The organism is Corynebacterium senegalense, from assembly GCF_900411315.1.
Taxonomy (GTDB): domain Bacteria; phylum Actinomycetota; class Actinomycetes; order Mycobacteriales; family Mycobacteriaceae; genus Corynebacterium; species Corynebacterium senegalense.
In genome coordinates, this window is record NZ_LS990887.1 from 2,124,026 (window position 1) to 2,140,485 (window position 16,460).

The window sequence follows — 16,460 nt, forward strand, 5'->3', positions numbered from 1 at the left end:
CGTTGTACGGAGTAGTCTGGAAAACATCCATCACGACAGTCGGAGAGTGACAGAGTGTCTCTATCGGAGCAGGAACAGCGCGCGCTGCAGGAAATTGAGCGTTCCCTCCTCGCTGAGGACCCGACGTTCGCGAGCACCATGCCCAAGGTGGGCGCGACCCCCTTTGCGGGATCCGGTCGGGTGACCATGCGCAGTGTGGCGCTGGTCGTTTTCGGCCTCGTCCTCCTCCTTGGCGGGGTGGCGCTGGCAACGGTGAATATCTGGCTCATCGCCATTAGTGTTGTCGGATTCGTGGTCATGCTGGGCGGCGGGGTCATGGCCCTGCGCACCCCGGCCGGAGGGTCTGCAGCTGCGCCCGCCGTTTCGCGGCCGGCCAAGGCCTCCCCGCGGGTGTCTTCGATGGAGGAGAACTTCCGCCGCCGTTTCGAGGGGCAGTAGGCCCCGCCGCTAACCCGAACCGCGCATCCCTGTCGAGGGGTGCGCGGTTTTTGCATGCCGTTTTCGCGCGCACGTTCCCGCCCGGACACGGCGGTAATGGGGGCTCCCACTTCGCCCCACGCGCGGCCCCCACTTCGCCCCACGCTGCACTGAAGCCGCTCGTGGCCAGTGAAAATGCCGGGCCGGGAGTGAGCCAGTCTTGCTCCTGCGGGGCCCGGGTGTGCGGTTTGGCGCCTCGGGGCCCGCTGCGTGCGGGCGGACGCCCCACGTTATTTTTCCTCGTTCTACCTGCCGTTTTAGTGCTGTTGGGGAGAAATGTTGCTTGTGGTGTGGCGTTTGTGGGGGAAAGTGGGTTAGAGTGGGGCGTAGCGGAGAAGCGTGGAGGCATCTTGACTACGTGCCCGAGCGTGACGACGCCGAGAAAATTGAACAGCCGACGTCGGTGAGCGAGAGGAAGGTGGGCTGCCGGATGTTTCTGGGAACCTACACTCCCAAGCTCGACGACAAGGGGCGCCTGACGCTGCCCGCCAAGTTCCGCGAGGAGCTGGCGGACGGGTTGATGGTGACGAAGGGGCAGGACCACTCGCTCGCGGTGTACCCGCGCGAGGAGTTCGCCGCGCGCGCTCGCAAGGCCGCCGCGGTGTCCCGCACGAACCCCCAGGCGAGAGCCTTCATCCGCAACCTGGCTGCCAGCGCGGATGAGCAAACGCTTGACGGGTCCGGTCGCATCACGCTGTCGCCGGCGCACCGCGAGTACGCGAACCTGTCGAAGGAATGCGTGGTCATCGGCTCGGTCGACTTTCTCGAAATCTGGGACGCAGAGTCCTGGAAGACATATCAAGAAGAGACTGAGGCCGCCTTCGCGGCGGCCGACGACGATGGCATTCTCTCCGGTCTGCTCTAGGACTGACTACCCGAAGAGCAGGCAGCTGACTACTGACGGAGAGCGTGTACGGACTCTGTCCGGGGCGTGGAGCGTTCTGGTGTACTTCCCCGACATCAGAACAGCCGCCTCGGGCAGGGCTCTATGCGCTCCCCCGGCCACGCGCTGGACAAGGGAACACGCAACTCAACGGTGACTGACGCGAAGCGGAGGGGGTGATCACGTGCGGGCGAAGCCAACGGCAGAACAAGGGATAAACGTCTCGGACATGGATTTCGGTATCGAGGCGAACCGCGGGCACGTCCCCGTCATGCGCGACCGCATGGCCGAGTTGCTCGCCCCCGCCGTCGAGGCCTTCGGCGACGACGCGGTCCTCGTGGACGGCACCCTCGGTGCCGGCGGGCACACCCTCCACTTCCTCTCCACCTTCCCGGGCGTCCGGGTCATCGGCGTCGACCGCGACCCCGACGCGCTCGCCGAGGCGGGGGAGAGGCTGGCGCAGTTCGGCGACCGCTTCATCCCCGTGCGCGCCCGCTTCGACGAGATCGGGCGGGTCGTGGGGGCTGGGGATGCCGACGGGGCCGCCGCCGAGGCGTTTGCCACGGTGCGCGAGCGCGGCCTGGCGGGCGCGCTGTTCGACCTCGGCGTCTCGTCCATGCAGCTGGATCGGGAGGACCGCGGCTTCGCCTACCGCGTCGACGCTCCCCTGGACATGCGCATGGACCCCACCCAGGGGTTGACCGCGGCCGACGTGCTGAACACCTACAGCCACGGGGACCTCGCGAGGATTCTCAAGACCTACGGCGACGAGCGCTTCGCGGGAAAGATCGCCTCGGCGATCGTCCGCGAACGGGAGGTCCAGCCGTTCGACCGCAGCGCCCGCCTGGTGGAGCTGCTCTACGACACCATCCCGGCGGCCACCCGCCGCACGGGCGGGCACCCGGCGAAGCGCACCTTCCAGGCGTTGCGCGTCGAGGTCAACCGGGAACTCGAGGCCGTCGAGAACGTGCTGCCCGTCATCACCGGGCTGCTCGGGGTCGGCGGTCGTGCGGTGTTCATGAGCTACCAGTCGCTGGAGGACAAGATCGTCAAGTCCTTCTTCGCGGATCTCACCACCTCCAAGACCCCTCCCGGGCTGCCCGTCGACCTGCCGGGCACCGCCGCACAGTTCCGCGCGGTGACCAACGGGGCGGAGAAGGCCTCCCGCGCGGAGATCGACCTCAACCCCCGGGCCGCGTCGGTGCGGGTGCGGGGCGTCGAGAAGCTTGTCAGCGGGGAGGAACGATGACCATCCACAACCACGCCGAAGGAAGAGGCAATCACATGGGAGCCAGCCGGGACTACACCGCCGGGGCACGCTCGGGCACCGCGACGCTGACCAGGTCCGACACCCGGACACGCCGCCCGCGCGAGGCCGCGCCGTCGCCGCGGCGCATCGCCCCCCACATCCCGCACTCCCCGGGCAGGGGGCGGCTGGGGTCCCGCCAGGTCGTCTCCGTGCGCGGGCGGCGCGTGGGCGTGCCCACCGCGGCGAAGCGCAGGTTCTCCACCGTCTCCGCGGTGGCCATCCCGCTGCTCGTCGCGGGGATCGTGCTAGCGATGGTGCTCTCCGGAGCCTCCACGAACCAGTCGTTCACCATCCAGCAGCTGCAGACCCGCGAGCGCGCCCTGTCCAACGAGGTGGAGTCGCTCAACCGCGACCTGGAGGACGCGCGCTCCTCGGCGGAGATCGCCCAGCGCGCCTCCGCCGCCGGGATGGTCGTCCCCGGCGAACCGGGCATCCTCGCCGTCGACGAGGCCGGCGCCGTCACCGAGCAGCGACCCGCCGACCCCGAGGCGAACACCCGCGTCGTCGACGTCAACGGCACGGCCCCCCGCTCCGGCCGCGCCTCCAGTGACAGGGAAGCCACCAGCGAGATCGGCGATCGGCTGACCACCGTCCCCGGCGGCAACGTCCTCGGACGCGACCGGGCGGCCCAGCCCGCCGCGCCGAACTCCCAGGGCAACCTCGCGCCCTACGCGCCCAACGTCCCCGCCGCGACACCGTAAAACAACGCCGTAAACAACACCGGTAACCGGGGCGTGTGGCGCTCGCCCCGCCGTGGCCCGCGCCAGGCACAATAGGAGCACTGGCCGAACGCGCGCACCCGCGGCGGCCGACCGTATGAAGACCGAAGAACACGTAGAAGGTGGAGTAGGGCCGTGAGCAGTTCGATGGATCGGCGCCACCCGGAGCCGCGCAGGGCGGACCAGGGGCGGCAGGCCCCACCGACCCGGAAAGCGCCCCCGCAGAAGGCGCCGAGCCAGAAGGCCATGACCAACCGGCGCGCCCGCTTCATCACCGCGGCGTTCCTCGCCGTCGCCGTCGTCCTCATCGGCCGCCTCGCCTGGGTGCAGGTCGTGTGGGCCCCCGACCTTCAGCAACAGGCCGAAGCGCAGCGCGCCCGCCTCTACATGGAGCCGGCCCGCCGCGGAGAGATCGTCGACCGCTCCGGCAACCAGCTCGCCTACACCATGCAGGCGCGCTCGCTGACCGTCTCGCCGAACGTCCTGCGCCGCGAGCTGCGGGAGCAGCAGGACACGCAGATGCAGATCGACGGCGTCTCGCCCGAGGCGATCGACGCCCAGCTCGACGCCCGCGTGGAGGACATCCTGCGCACGATGGCCAACGAGATCCCCGCCATGATCTCCGCGGCGGAGAAGGAGAGGGGCCGGGGCGGCGCGGGGGCGTCGACAAGCGAATCGGCGTCCGTGAGCTCGAAGGACATCCTGGAGAAGCTCCACGCCACCTCCGACTACGAGGTGCTCGTGCGCAACGTCGACCCGGACGTGGCGGCGCAGGTCGCCGAGAAGTTCCACGGCGTGGCCGCGGACCACCAGGACATCCGCAAGTACCCCAACGGGGCCGTCGGCGAGAACATCGTGGGCAAGGTCTCGATGGACGGGCAGGGCCAGTTCGGCCTCGAGGCGTCCAGCGACTCGATCCTCACGGGGATCAACGGCCGCGCCAAGGAGGACGTCTCCGTCGACGGGCAGTCCATCCCCGGCACGCTTCGCGACGCCGTGCCCGCCGTCGACGGCGCCTCCATCCGCCTCACTATCGACCTCGACCTGCAGAACTTCGTCCAGCAGACGCTGCAGCAGGCCAAGGAGAACTCGCTGGCCAAGGGCGCCGAGGCGGTCGTGCTCGACGCGCGCACCGCCGAGGTCCTCGCGATGGCGAACACCGACACCATCGACCCCAACGGCGACCTGGAAAAGCAGCTCAAGGAGGGAAGGGACTTCGACAACAACGCCGTCTCCGCCCCCTTCGAGCCGGGCTCGGTGGCCAAGATCATCACCGCGGCCGCGTCCATCGAGGAGGGGCAGACGACCCCCGAGGAGGTCCACCAGGTCCCCGGGTCCATCCAGATGGCCGGCGTGACCGTCAACGACGCCTGGCAGCACGGCGTCGCGCCCTACACCACCGCCGGGATCTTCGGTAAGTCCTCGAACGTGGGCACGCTCCAGCTGGCCCAGCGCCTCGGCGAGGACCGCTACTGGGATTACCTGCAGCGCTTCGGCGTGGGCCAGACCACGGGCATCGAGCTGCCCAACGAGTCGGCGGGTCTCGTTCCCGTGCGCGAGCAGTGGTCTGGCGGGACCTTCGCCAACCTGCCCATCGGGCAGGGCATGAGCTGGACCGCCCTTCAGATGGCCAGCGTCTACCAGACGCTCGCCAACGGCGGGGAGCGCATCGAGCCGCGCGTGATCTCCTCAGTCACCGACGCCAACGGTGAGGAGGTGCCGCAGGAGGAGCCGGCCCGCACCCGCGTGGTCAGCGAAAAGACGGCCCGCACCGTCGTGGACATGTTCCGCTCGACCTTCCAGGAGGACCCGGCCGGGGTGAACTCGGGCACCGCCCAGGGCAACGAGCTGCCCGGCTACCAGCTCGCGGGCAAGACCGGCACGGCCCAAAAGGTCAACCCCGAGACGGGGGCGTACTCTCAGAACCAGTTCTGGATCACCTTCGCGGGCATCGCGCCCGCCGACGACCCCAGGTTCGTCGTTGCCATCATGCTCGACGAGCCGCAGCGCGGCCCGCTCGAGGGAGGCGCCGGCGGGCAGTCCTCCGCCCCGGTGTTCCGGGAGATCGCCAGCTGGCTCATCAACAGGGAGAACCTCCCGCAAAGCCCGCCCGCGGAACCGTACGTATTGCAGCAACAGTGACAACAGCCCCGAGGAGCAGCCACCCCGTGAACCCGAACTCAGCCGACGCCCCCACACTCGCCGAGCTGGCCGACCTCGCGGGGGCGCGGGTCCTCGGCCCGGAGGAGGGCGCGGGGCTGCGCATCTCCACGGTCAGCCTGGACTCTCACGCGCTCGAGCCGGGGGCGCTGTTCGCCGCGCTGCCCGGCACCCGCACCCACGGCGCCGCCTACGCCCACGACTCGGAGGCCGGGGCCATCCTCACGGACGAGCGGGGCGTCGAGATCCTCCGCGAGGCAGGGGACGACCGGCCCGTGCTCGTCGTCGGCGACGTCCGCGCGGTCCTCGGGCCCGTGTCCGCGCGCGTCTACGGGTACCCGTCGACAAGCATGACCCTGCTCGGGGTGACCGGGACCTCGGGCAAGACCACGACCACCTACCTGCTCGAGCAGGGGCTCATCGCGGCCGGGTGCCGCGTGGGGCTGATCGGCACGACGGGCACCCGCATTCTCGGCCGCGACGTGCCGACCTCGCTGACCACCCCGGAGGCCCCCACGCTGCAGGCGCTGTTCGCCCAGATGCGCAGCGAGGGCGTCACCCACGTCGTCATGGAGGTCTCCTCCCACGCGCTCACCCTCGGACGTGTCGGCGGCACCGACTTCGACGTCGCCGGGTTCACCAACCTCAGCCAGGACCACCTCGACTTCCACCCGACGATGGAGGACTACTTCGAGGCCAAGGCCACCTTCTTCGACCCCGCCTCGCCGCTGCATGCGCGCACGAGCGTGGTCTGCGTTGACGACGAGTGGGGTGAGCGCATGGCCCGCCGCGCTGGCAGCGCGCTCACGGTGGGCACGCGGAGCCAGAAGGGCCTCGACTGCTCGGCCACGCTTCTCGACGCCACCTCCACCGGCTCCCAGCGCATCCGCCTGGACCTTCACGGCGCGTCGTACGAGTTCGACCTGCCGCTGCCCGGCGCCTTCAACGTGGCCAACGCGGCCCTGGCCACCGCGATGGCGAGCGCGGTGGGCGTCGACCCGGCCCGCTTCGTTGCGGGACTGGAAAAGGCCGCGGTGCCGGGCCGCATGGAGCGTGTCGCGGCGGGCCAGGAGTTCGTGGCCGTGGTCGACTACGCGCACAAGCCGGCTGCCGTCGCCGCCGCCCTCGACACCCTGCGCGGCCAGGTCGAGGGCCGCGTCGGGGTGGTCATCGGGGCAGGCGGCGACCGGGATACCTCGAAGCGGCCCCTCATGGGCGCCGCCGCGGCGCAGCGCGCCGACCTGGTCATCGTCACCGACGACAACCCCCGCACCGAGGACCCCGCGGCGATCCGCGCCGCGGTGCTCGAGGGCGCGCGCGGGGCGGGCACTAGCGCCGAGATCCGGGAGTGCGGGTCGCGCTCCGGGGCGATCGACCAGCTCGTCGCCTGGGCCGGGCCCGGTGACGCCGTCATCGTGGTGGGCAAGGGCCACGAGGTCGGCCAGATCGTGGGAACCACGACGCATCCCTTCGACGACAGGGCCGAGATGCGCCGGGCGCTGGCCGAGAACGGCTACGGTGAAAGCGTCGACACCAACCGAGTACGTGACAACGAAAGGCGGCAGCGATGATCGCGCTCGAAGCGCAGGAGATCGCCCGGATCACCGGCGGAACACTCAACAGCCATGCCGACCCGCACGCCCGCGTCGACGGGTTCGTTGAGTTCGATTCGCGCAAGATCGCCCCGGGAGGCCTCTTCGTCGCCCTCGCCGGCACGCGCGCCGACGGGCACGACTTCGCCCGCGCCGCCGCCGAGCAGGGCGCCGCCGTGACGCTCGCCGCCCGGGACGTGGACGCGCCCGCCATCATCGTCCCGCCCGTGGACAGGCGGGAGGGTGACAACTCGGACCTCGCCGCGAACGACCCAGACGGCTCCGTCGCCGCCGTGGTCGAGGCGATGTCCCGGCTCGCCGCGCACGTCGCCCGCGAGCTCACCGCCAACCACGGGCTGTCCATCACCGGCGTGACCGGTTCCGCGGGCAAGACCTCCACCAAGGACCTCATCGCCGCGGTGCTCGGCACCGCCGGGGAGACGGTCGCCCCGCCCGGCTCCTTCAACAACGAGATCGGCCACCCCTACACCGTGCTGCGCTGCACGGAGTCCACGGACTTTCTCGTCGCCGAGATGTCCGCGCGCGGCATCGGCCACATCGCCCACCTCGCCGCGATCGCGCCGCCGAAGATCGGCGTCGTGCTCAACGTCGGCTCCGCCCACCTGGGCGAGTTCGGCTCCCGCGAGAACATCGCCCGGGCCAAGGGAGAGCTCGTCGAGGCCCTGCCTGCCGCCGCCGACGGCGGGGTGGCCATCCTCAACGCCGACGACGACCTCGTCATCGGCATGGCCCCGCGCACCGCGGCGCGGGTGGTCACCTTCTCCACCCGCTCGAGCGAGGCGGACTACTACGCCACCGACATCGAGTTCGACGACGTCGCCCGGGCCACATTCACCCTCCACTCGCCGGGCAACGAGCCCCATCGCGTCCGGCTCAACGTCTTCGGCGCCCACCAGGTCTCCAACGCGCTCGCGGCCGCCGCGGTCGGCGTCGAGTCGGGCATCCCCGCCGAGACGGTCGCCCGCGCCCTGAGCCAGGCCCACGGCGTCTCCGTCAACCGCATGGACGTCAACACCCGCGCCGACGGGGTGACCGTGATCAACGACGCCTACAATGCCAACCCCGATTCCATGCGCGCGGGGATCGCGGCCCTCGGTTACACGGCCGCGGCGCGCCCGGGCGTGCGCTCCATCGCCGTCCTCGGTGAGATGGCGGAGCTGGGGCGAGACAGCGTCGCCACCCACCGCGAGCTTGGCGACGACCTGGCCCGCTACCGCGTCACCCACCTGGTCGCCGTGGGGGAGAGCGAGGCCATGTCCGCCCTGGAGCAGCGGGCCCGCGCCCGCGGCATCGTCACAGCCACCGCCCGTGGCGTCGATGACGCCGCCGCGGCCGTCGCGGCGATCCTCGCAGCCCCGCCCGCCGGGGAGGAGGGCTGGTACGAACGCACCGCCCGGGACGTCGTGCTGGTCAAGGCGTCGAACTCCGTCGGCCTGTGGGGCGTTGCCGAGAAGCTTTTGGCGGGGAATAACCTAAAGGGCGGTACGACCGCACAGGAAACACCGAAAGAAAAACGGTAGACACACACATGGTTCAGATCATCATTGCGGGGATTGTCAGCTTCCTCGTCGCCATCTTCCTCACCCCGGTGCTCATCCGGTATTTCCACCGCCGCGAGCTCGGGCAGGAGATCCGCGAGGACGGGCCCGCCTCCCACGCCCGCAAACGCGGCACCCCGACGATGGGCGGGATTGCCATCCTCGCCGGAATCCTCGTCGGGTACGTGGTGGCGAGCCTTTGGGCGCTGGGGACGGGCCACTCCGCCTTCACCGCCTCCGGCCTGATCGTCCTCGGTCTGACGCTCGCCCTGGGCGGGGTGGGCTTCGCCGACGACGGCATCAAGCTGTTCATGAAGCGCAACCTCGGTCTGAACAAGACGGCCAAGCTCGTCTCCCAGCTCGTCATCGCCGTCGCCTTCGGCGTGCTGCTCCTGCAGTTCCCCAACGAGGAGGGGATCACGCCGGGGTCGACGTCGTTAAGCTTCGTGCGCGACCTCGAGATCCTCGACTTCGCCGCGGCAGGGGGCGTGATCGGGCTGATCGTCTTCCTCGTGTTCATCTACATCCTGCTGGCCGCGTGGTCGAACGCCGTCAACCTTACCGACGGCCTCGACGGGCTCGCCTCGGGCACCACCGCCTTCGTGATGGCCGCCTACACCGCGATCACGTTCTGGCAGTTCCGCCAGTCCTGCTCCATCTCCCCGGGCCCGGGCTGCTACGACGTCCGCGACCCGCTCGACCTGGCCACCCTCGCGGCGGCGGGCTTCGGCGCCACCATCGGCTTCCTGTGGTGGAACGCCGCCCCGGCGAAGATCTTCATGGGGGACACGGGCTCGCTGGCCCTCGGCGGCATGGTGGCGGGCCTGTCCGTGGTGAGCAAGACCGAGCTGCTCATGGTGATCATCGGTGCGCTGTTCGTCATGGAGGCCGCATCCGTCGTGATCCAGGTGATCTCCTTCCGCACCACCGGCAAGCGCGTCTTCCGCATGGCGCCCTTCCACCACCACTTCGAAAACGGCGGCTGGGCGGAAACGACCGTGGTGGTGCGCTTCTGGCTCATCTCCGCCATGGCCGTCGCGCTCGGCCTGGCCGTCTTCTACAGCGAATGGCTCGGGCTGACCGGGGCGGTGAGCTGATGGCCCCCGCGGCGACGAACCTTCCCGCCGAGCTGCGCGGGGCGGTGCTGCTGGCAGGGGCCGGCGTTTCCGGCCGCGGGGCGGCGCGGCTGCTCGCCCGGCTCGGTGCCGACGTCACCGTGGCCGACGACAACCCCGACAACCGCGATAACGTCGCCGCCGAAACCGGGGCGGCGACGCTGAGCACCGCCGAGGCCGCGGCGGCTCTGGACTCCTTCGGCATCGTGGTCACCTCGCCCGGCTGGCGGCCCGACACCCCGCTGCTCACCGCCGCGGTGGACGCGGGCCTCGAGGTCATCGGGGACGTCGAGCTGTGCTTCCGCCTCGACCGCGCCGGCGTCTTCGGCGCGCCCCGCACGTGGCTGGCGGTGACCGGCACGAACGGGAAGACCACCACCACCGGCATGCTCGCGGCGATGATGCAGCAGGCGGGCCGGGACACGGGGCGGCGCGCCGCCGCCTGCGGCAACATCGGCGTCGCCGTCAGCGACGCGATCGTCGACCCGGAGCGGGTGGACGTGCTCGTGGCCGAGCTGTCCAGCTTCCAGCTCCACTGGTCGAGCCACCTCGTCCCCGACGCCGGAGCGCTGCTCAACCTCGCCGAGGACCACATCGACTGGCACGGATCCTTCGCCGCCTACGGCGCCGACAAGACGAAGGTGCTGCGCGCCGCGACCGCCGTGGCGGGCACGGACGACGAGGAAGTCGCGCGCCTCGTCGCCGCGACCGGGCGCGGGGACATCGTGGGCTTCACCCTTGCCGAGCCCGCGGACAACCAGGTCGGGGTCTCCGGCGGGAGGATCGTCGCCCGGCTCGGCGGGGAAACGACCGACCTGGCCAGCGCGGAGGGCATCGAGCCGGCCGGTGCGGCGGGGGTCTACGACGCCCTCGCCGCGGCGGCCGTCGCGTTCTCCCAGGGCGCCCGCCCGCACCACATCCAGGCGGCGCTCGACGGCTACCGCGTGGCCGGACACCGCGGCGCTGTCGTCCACTCCGCAGGCGGGGTGGACTGGGTGGACAACTCCAAGGCGACGAACCCGCACGCCGCGCACTCTGCGCTGCTCGGCGCCGGGCCCGTCGTGTGGGTCGCGGGCGGGCAGCTGAAGGGCGCCGACGTGACGGACCTCGTGCGCGAGCACGCGGGCCAGTTCCGCGCCGTGGCGCTCCTGGGTGCGGACAGGGACATCCTGCGCGCCGCCTGCGAGCGCCACGCCCCGGACGTGCCCCTCTTCGTCACCGACTCGGCGGACCCCGTCACCGCCATGGACGAGGCCGTCGCCTTCGCCGCGCGCCACGCCCAGCCGGGGGAGAAGGTCCTGCTCGCGCCGGCGGCGGCGAGCCTGGACATGTACTCGGGGATGGCCGAGCGCGGGGACATCTTCGCCGCGGCGGCCGCCCGCCACGCGCGGGGTTGAGAGGCCGCCCCGGCGGCGCAGACTAATTGGGGTCGTGTTGCTCCACCGGCGCCTACCCACCCCCGGGCTATTGTGGCTACTGTGACTCCAGGTAACACTGGGGCGGGCAGATGCTGCAGTCGCCACTCGGGCCAGATTCGAGGGTGAGTCGATGAGGAAAGGGCGGTGGCCATGACGGCAACGCGCGGAGTGCGGGGGCAGCAGCCCCGCAGGAGCGGAGCGACGGGCGGGGCCGGCAGCGCGCCGCACCCCCGCCAGCCCGGGCGCGCCCCGCACCAGGGCACAAGCTTCGCGACGCTGCACCGGCGCCTGTCGGACGCGATGGACGCGCGCCCGCTGCTCGACTACACCATGATCCGCACCGTCGTGCTCGTCCTCGCCGGGCTCGGTGTCGTCATGGTCACAAGCTCCTCGATGGCGGCGTCGTTCGCGGCGTCGGCAAGCGTGTGGGCGACCACCGTGAAGCAGGCGGTGATGGTGGCCCTCGGCCTCTTCGTCTTCTGGCTGGCGCTCAAGGTCTCCCCGGAGCGCATCCGCCAGCTTTCCAACCTGATCATGCTCGTCGCGGTGGTGCTGCTGGCGCTGGTGCTGGTGCCGGGCATCGGAACGGGCAAGGACGAGGTCGGCTCCCAGTCGTGGATCGTCCTCGGCCCGCTGCGCCTGCAGCCCTCGGAACTGGCGCGCGCCGCGATCGCGATCTGGGGCGCGAAGGTCCTGGCCAACAAGGACCCCCGCCGCCCCTCCAAACTCGACAACGGTTTCCTCGCCTTCTTCGGGGTCGCCACGCTCTGCCTCCTCCTCATCGGCGCCCAGGGCGACTACGGCATGGCCGTCTCCTTCGCGATCGTCGTGGCGCTCATCCTCATCTTCGCCGGGATCCCGCTCAGCCTGATCGGCATCGCCGCCGGCGTCGGTGCGCTCAGCCTCGTGGTTGTCTTCCTCTCCGGCGGCTACCGCTCCAACCGCTTCCACGTGTACTTCGACGCGCTGTTCGGCCACTTCGAGGAGACGCGCACCATCGCGTTCCAGTCCCACCAGGGCTTCCTTTCGCTTGCCGACGGCTCCCTGTTCGGCCTCGGCCTCGGCCAGTCCCGCGCCAAATGGTTCTACCTGCCGGAGGCCCGCAACGACTTCATCTTCGCCGTGATCGGCGAGGAGCTCGGCCTGTGGGGCGGGGCGCTGGTGATCATCCTCTTCGCGCTTCTCGGCGTGTTCGGGCTGCGCGCGGCGCGCCGCGCCCAGAACCAGTTCCAGGCCCTCATGGCCGCCTCGCTGGCCGCGGGTGTCGTCTCCCAGGCCTTCATCAACATCGGCTACGTCATCGGCCTGCTGCCTGTCACGGGCATCCAGCTGCCGATGCTCTCGGCCGGCGGCACCTCGGCCGTCATCACGCTCGGCTCGATGGGCATCCTCGCCTCCGTGGCGCGCCACGAGCCGGACTGCGTCTCCGCGATGCAGAACTACGGCCGCCCCGCCTTCGACCGCATCCTGGGCATCGGTGAGCCGACGGCGCCGCGCCAGGCGCAGGCGCGGGCACAGGCGCAGGCGCTGCGCCACCGCCCGGCGGCGCCGACGCGCTCCGAGCGCGAGGCGCGCTTCGGCACCCCGGTCACCGCCCGAGCGGCGGCGGCACCGCAGCGGCCAGTCCAGTACCGCCCGGCCGAACGGGCCCCGCAGCCGCGCCGCGACATCCGCCGCGATATTCGGCGGGCGGGCTGAGCGCCAGGGCGCCGGGCAACCGCTTTACAACGGGGACAAGGAATGAAAGAGGGAGCAGTATCCAATGCCTGAGAAGGTGCAGCAGTCGTCGGGACCGCTGAACGTCGTCCTCGCTGGCGGCGGCACGGCCGGCCACATCGAGCCGGCGCTGGCGGTCGGCGAGGTCCTGCGCGACGAATTCGGCGCGGCCGCGACGGCCCTGGGAACGGAGAAGGGCCTGGAGACGACGATCGTCCCCGCCCGGGGTTTCGAGCTGGCGCTCATCGACCCCGTCCCGATCCCACGCAACGCGCCGTGGCGCCTCGTCGCTGTGCCGGCGAAGCTGGCCCGCTCGGTGCGCCAGACGCGCCGGGTGCTCAAGGACACGGGTGCCCAGGCCGTCTTCGGCACGGGCGGCTACGTCGCGGCGTCCGCCTACCTGGCGGCTGCCTCCATGAAGCTGCCCTTCTTCGTGCTGGAGACCAACGCGCTGGCGGGCATGGCCAACAAGCTCGGCGTGCGCCTGGGCGGGGTGGGGCTCAACGCCGTGCCGGGCTCGGGCATGCCGGGGGAGACCGTGGGCATCCCGGTGCGCCCCGGGGTGGGCGTGGACCCCGACGGCGCCAAGGCGCGCCGGGGCTACAAGATGTGGAACCTCGATCCGGAGCGGCCGACGATCCTGGTCACCGGCGGCTCCCAGGGCGCGGTGAGCATCAACTCCGCGGTGGCGGGGGCGGTCGGGCGGCTCAGCGCCCAGGGCTTCCAGGTCCTGCACGCCTACGGGCGCAAGAACGACGCCCCGCAGGCGCACGAGAACTACACGGCCGTGCCCTACATTGACGACATGGAGGCCGCCTACGCGGTGGCCGACCTCGTGGTGTGCCGCTCGGGGGCGATGACGGTGGCGGAGAACTCCGCGGCCGGCGTCCCGGCGGTATACATCCCGCTGCCGCACGGCAACGGCGAGCAGGGGCTGAACTCGGCCCACCTCGTGGACCTGGGGGCGGCGGTGCGCATCGACGACGCCGACCTCACGGCCGACGCGCTCGTCGATGCCGTCGCGGCCATCCTCGGCCCCGGCGGCAGCCTCGCGGCGATGCGCGCGGCGCTCGACAGCTCCGGGGCCGGCAACGTCGCGCACGACCTGGCTACCCGCGTCGTGCGGGCCGTGCGCGCTCACTAAGATCTGCACCAGTTACGTCCGGCCCCGCTGTGTGAAGGAGAGCCCCGCAGTCATGAACGCAGAAAACGCACCTACCCCGGCCACCGAGGTCGACCTCTCCCGCGTGCACCTCATCGGGATCGGCGGCTCCGGCATGTCCGGCGTGGCCCACATCCTGCTGGAGCGGGGGGCGACGGTGACGGGCTCCGACGTGAAGGATTCCCTGCCCGTGCGCACGCTGCGCGCCCGCGGCGCGAAGGTGGCTGTCGGCCACGACGCGTCCAACCTGGAGCTTTCCGGCGAGCTGCCCACCGCCGTGGTGACCAGCTTCGCCGCGATTCCCCAGGACAACCCGGAGCTGGTGCGCGCGCGGGAGGAGGGCATCGCCCTGCTGCGCCGCTCCGACCTGCTCGGGGAGCTGATGGAGGGCCACACGCAGGTCCTCTTCGCGGGCACCCACGGCAAGACCTCTACGACCTCGATGGCGGTGGTGGCCCTGCAGGAGGCGGGCGAGGACCCGAGCTTCGCCATCGGCGGGCAGCTCAACCGGGCCGGGACGAACGCCCACCATGGTGGCGGCGGGATCTTCGTGGCCGAGGCCGACGAGTCCGACGCCTCCCTGCTGCGCTACAAGCCGGACGTGGCGGTGGTGACCAACATCGAGCCCGACCACCTCGACTACTTCGGCAGTGCCGAGTCCTACTTCCGCGTCTTCGACGACTTCGCCGACCGCGTCCAGCCCGGCGGGCACCTGGTGGTCTGCCTCGATGACGAGCACGCCGCCGCCTGCGGCCGCCGGGCGCAGGAGCGGGGAGTGGCGGTGGTCGGCTACGGCACGGCGAAGGCCGCCGCGGCGCACCCGGACCTGCCCGCGGGCGCGGTGATCACGGAGGAGGGCCCCGCCGGCGTACGCGTCGAGCTGGCGGTGGGGGAGCAGCCGGTGTCGCTGGACTACACCATGGCGATTCCCGGTCACCACATGGTGCTCAACTCGGCTGCGGCGCTGCTGGCCGGGGCGCTCGCCGGGGCGGACCCGCAGCGCCTCGCCGCCGGGCTTTCCGGCTTCACGGGTGTGCGCCGCCGCTTCGAGCTCAAGGGCACTGTCGCGGGCGGGCCCTTCGCCGGCACGCGGGTGTACGACGACTACGCCCACCACCCCACGGAGGTCGCCGCAGTGCTGCGCGCCGCGCGCGACAAGGTCGCGGCGGAGGGCACCCAGGCGCGGGTTGTGGCGTGCTTCCAGCCCCACCTCTACTCCCGCACGCAGGAATTCGCCGAGGAGTTCGCCCGCGCGCTCTCGCTTGCCGACGCCACCGTGGTGCTCGACATCTTCGGCGCGCGCGAGACCCCGGTGGAGGGCGTCGACTCCCGCATCATCACCGACCGGATCGACCGCGCCACCACACAGGTGCGCTACGAGCCGGACTTCTCCGCGGCGGCGGGGGCGGTGCGCGCGGTGACCCGCCCGGGAGACCTCGTGCTCACCATGGGCGCGGGCACCGTGACGATGCTCGGCGACGTCATTCTCGACGCGCTGGCGCAGGGCGGGGAGTAGGAGCATGTCAACGATCTACGGCGCCCAGGCCCCGCGCGGCCGGGGCCACGAAGGCCAGGGTGGGGAGCCGGCCGAGCGCCCCGCACAGGGAGAGAATCCCAACGGCGAGGGGGCGGGCGCCGCGCGCGGGAAGCGCCGCAGGGCGCTGACCGTCGCCGCCGCGCTCCTGGTCGTCGCCACCGCTGCGGCTGTCATGCCGTTTACCCCGGCCCTGCCCGTCAAGGGCATCGATGTGGAAGGGACGAGCCACCTGAGCCCCGAGGAGGTGCGTTCCGCCGCCGGCGTGGCGGAGGGGACCCCGATGGGCCGGGTGGACGTGGGTGCCGCCGCCGCAGGGGTCGCCGGGATTCCGTGGGTGAAGTCGGCGACGGTGAAGCGCCACTGGCCGTCGTCGGTGGACGTCGAGGTTGTCGAGCACGTGGCCGTGGCCTACGTCGAGCAGGGCGACGGCACCCACCTCATCGACCCGGAGGGCAGGGAGTTCACCGTGGACGCCCCGCCGCCGGGGGCGATCAAGATCGCCGGGGAGGCGGTCGGCGACGAGGCCGTGCGGGCCGACGCGGTGGCTGTCGCGACGTCGATTAGCGAGCGCGTGCGCGGGCAGGTGATGTCGATCGAGGCGAAGGGCAACCACAACTTCGTGCTCAAGCTCGCGGACGACCGCACCGTGGTGTGGGGCGCGGCGGAGGACAACGCCAACAAGGCGCTCGCCCTGGAGACGGTCCTGCAGCGCGAGGGGCGCGAGTTCAACGTGACCAACCCTGAGCTGGTGACGGTGCGCTAGGCCGGGAGCTGCCCCGGCAAAAGCCCAGTTCACAACCCTAAAGTTGGGGT

The 16,460-nt window shown here is 71.4% G+C and carries 13 protein-coding genes; all 13 read left to right on the plus strand.

Translation table 11 applies throughout. From position 1 onward, the window contains the following. Window positions 1-54: 54 nt before the first annotated feature. Window positions 55-438 carry a DUF3040 domain-containing protein gene (locus DYZ02_RS10350; RefSeq protein ID WP_115686174.1) on the plus strand — a complete coding sequence of 128 codons (384 nt, stop codon included), beginning with the start codon at window positions 55-57 and terminating at the stop codon, window positions 436-438. Between the two features lie 469 nt (window positions 439-907). After that, window positions 908-1,342 (plus strand): division/cell wall cluster transcriptional repressor MraZ, encoded by a 435-nt coding sequence (gene mraZ, locus DYZ02_RS10355; RefSeq protein WP_115686175.1) that lies wholly within the window; start codon window positions 908-910, stop codon window positions 1,340-1,342. Window positions 1,343-1,589: 247 nt separating this feature from the next. Next, a complete protein-coding gene (gene rsmH / locus DYZ02_RS10360; RefSeq protein ID WP_115686176.1) occupies window positions 1,590-2,609 on the plus strand; it encodes a 16S rRNA (cytosine(1402)-N(4))-methyltransferase RsmH in 1,020 nt (339 codons plus the stop codon). 35 nt (window positions 2,610-2,644) lie between these two features. Next, a complete protein-coding gene (gene ftsL / locus DYZ02_RS10365) occupies window positions 2,645-3,370 on the plus strand; it encodes a cell division protein FtsL (protein WP_115686177.1) in 726 nt (241 codons plus the stop codon). A gap of 165 nt (window positions 3,371-3,535) precedes the next feature. Beyond that, complete coding sequence (locus DYZ02_RS10370) at window positions 3,536-5,530, plus strand: peptidoglycan D,D-transpeptidase FtsI family protein (protein ID WP_115686178.1); 1,995 nt, start codon at window positions 3,536-3,538, stop codon at window positions 5,528-5,530. Window positions 5,531-5,556: 26 nt separating this feature from the next. Further along, window positions 5,557-7,119 carry a UDP-N-acetylmuramoyl-L-alanyl-D-glutamate--2,6-diaminopimelate ligase gene (locus DYZ02_RS10375; RefSeq protein WP_245945779.1) on the plus strand — a complete coding sequence of 521 codons (1,563 nt, stop codon included), beginning with the start codon at window positions 5,557-5,559 and terminating at the stop codon, window positions 7,117-7,119. Next, window positions 7,116-8,681: a UDP-N-acetylmuramoyl-tripeptide--D-alanyl-D-alanine ligase gene (locus DYZ02_RS10380; protein ID WP_115686180.1), complete on the plus strand. Its 1,566-nt coding sequence runs from the start codon at window positions 7,116-7,118 to the stop codon at window positions 8,679-8,681. Before DYZ02_RS10375 ends, DYZ02_RS10380 begins: the two co-directional genes overlap by 4 nt. Window positions 8,682-8,689: 8 nt before the next feature. Then, window positions 8,690-9,796, plus strand: a complete 1,107-nt coding sequence (gene mraY / locus DYZ02_RS10385) for a phospho-N-acetylmuramoyl-pentapeptide-transferase (protein ID WP_115686181.1) — start codon at window positions 8,690-8,692, stop codon at window positions 9,794-9,796. After that, on the plus strand, window positions 9,766-11,211 hold the full coding sequence (gene murD, locus DYZ02_RS10390) for a UDP-N-acetylmuramoyl-L-alanine--D-glutamate ligase (protein ID WP_425451025.1): 1,446 nt from the start codon (window positions 9,766-9,768) through the stop codon (window positions 11,209-11,211). Before mraY ends, murD begins: the two co-directional genes overlap by 31 nt. A gap of 321 nt (window positions 11,212-11,532) precedes the next feature. Then, window positions 11,533-12,930: an FtsW/RodA/SpoVE family cell cycle protein gene (locus DYZ02_RS10395; protein ID WP_181896993.1), complete on the plus strand. Its 1,398-nt coding sequence runs from the start codon at window positions 11,533-11,535 to the stop codon at window positions 12,928-12,930. 64 nt (window positions 12,931-12,994) lie between these two features. Continuing rightward, window positions 12,995-14,092: a UDP-N-acetylglucosamine--N-acetylmuramyl-(pentapeptide) pyrophosphoryl-undecaprenol N-acetylglucosamine transferase gene (locus DYZ02_RS10400; protein ID WP_115686183.1), complete on the plus strand. Its 1,098-nt coding sequence runs from the start codon at window positions 12,995-12,997 to the stop codon at window positions 14,090-14,092. Between the two features lie 52 nt (window positions 14,093-14,144). Then, on the plus strand, window positions 14,145-15,626 hold the full coding sequence (gene murC, locus DYZ02_RS10405; protein ID WP_115686184.1) for a UDP-N-acetylmuramate--L-alanine ligase: 1,482 nt from the start codon (window positions 14,145-14,147) through the stop codon (window positions 15,624-15,626). A gap of 4 nt (window positions 15,627-15,630) precedes the next feature. Continuing rightward, window positions 15,631-16,410, plus strand: a complete 780-nt coding sequence (locus DYZ02_RS10410; RefSeq protein WP_115686185.1) for a cell division protein FtsQ/DivIB — start codon at window positions 15,631-15,633, stop codon at window positions 16,408-16,410. The last annotated feature ends 50 nt before the right edge of the window (window positions 16,411-16,460 follow it).

Excerpts from the sequence above, each read along its gene's own strand:
- murD (WP_425451025.1), top strand. The coding sequence starts at position 9,766 with ATGGCTCGGGCTGACCGGGGCGGTGAGCTGATGGCCCCCGCGGCGACG.
- rsmH (WP_115686176.1), top strand. The coding sequence starts at position 1,590 with ATGGATTTCGGTATCGAGGCGAACCGCGGGCACGTCCCCGTCATGCGC.
- mraY (WP_115686181.1), top strand. The coding sequence starts at position 8,690 with ATGGTTCAGATCATCATTGCGGGGATTGTCAGCTTCCTCGTCGCCATC.
- DYZ02_RS10380 (WP_115686180.1), top strand. The coding sequence starts at position 7,116 with ATGATCGCGCTCGAAGCGCAGGAGATCGCCCGGATCACCGGCGGAACA.
- DYZ02_RS10370 (WP_115686178.1), top strand. The coding sequence starts at position 3,536 with ATGGATCGGCGCCACCCGGAGCCGCGCAGGGCGGACCAGGGGCGGCAG.
- DYZ02_RS10400 (WP_115686183.1), top strand. The coding sequence starts at position 12,995 with ATGCCTGAGAAGGTGCAGCAGTCGTCGGGACCGCTGAACGTCGTCCTC.
- mraZ (WP_115686175.1), top strand. The coding sequence starts at position 908 with ATGTTTCTGGGAACCTACACTCCCAAGCTCGACGACAAGGGGCGCCTG.
- ftsL (WP_115686177.1), top strand. The coding sequence starts at position 2,645 with ATGGGAGCCAGCCGGGACTACACCGCCGGGGCACGCTCGGGCACCGCG.
- DYZ02_RS10395 (WP_181896993.1), top strand. The coding sequence starts at position 11,533 with ATGGACGCGCGCCCGCTGCTCGACTACACCATGATCCGCACCGTCGTG.
- murC (WP_115686184.1), top strand. The coding sequence starts at position 14,145 with ATGAACGCAGAAAACGCACCTACCCCGGCCACCGAGGTCGACCTCTCC.
- DYZ02_RS10410 (WP_115686185.1), top strand. The coding sequence starts at position 15,631 with ATGTCAACGATCTACGGCGCCCAGGCCCCGCGCGGCCGGGGCCACGAA.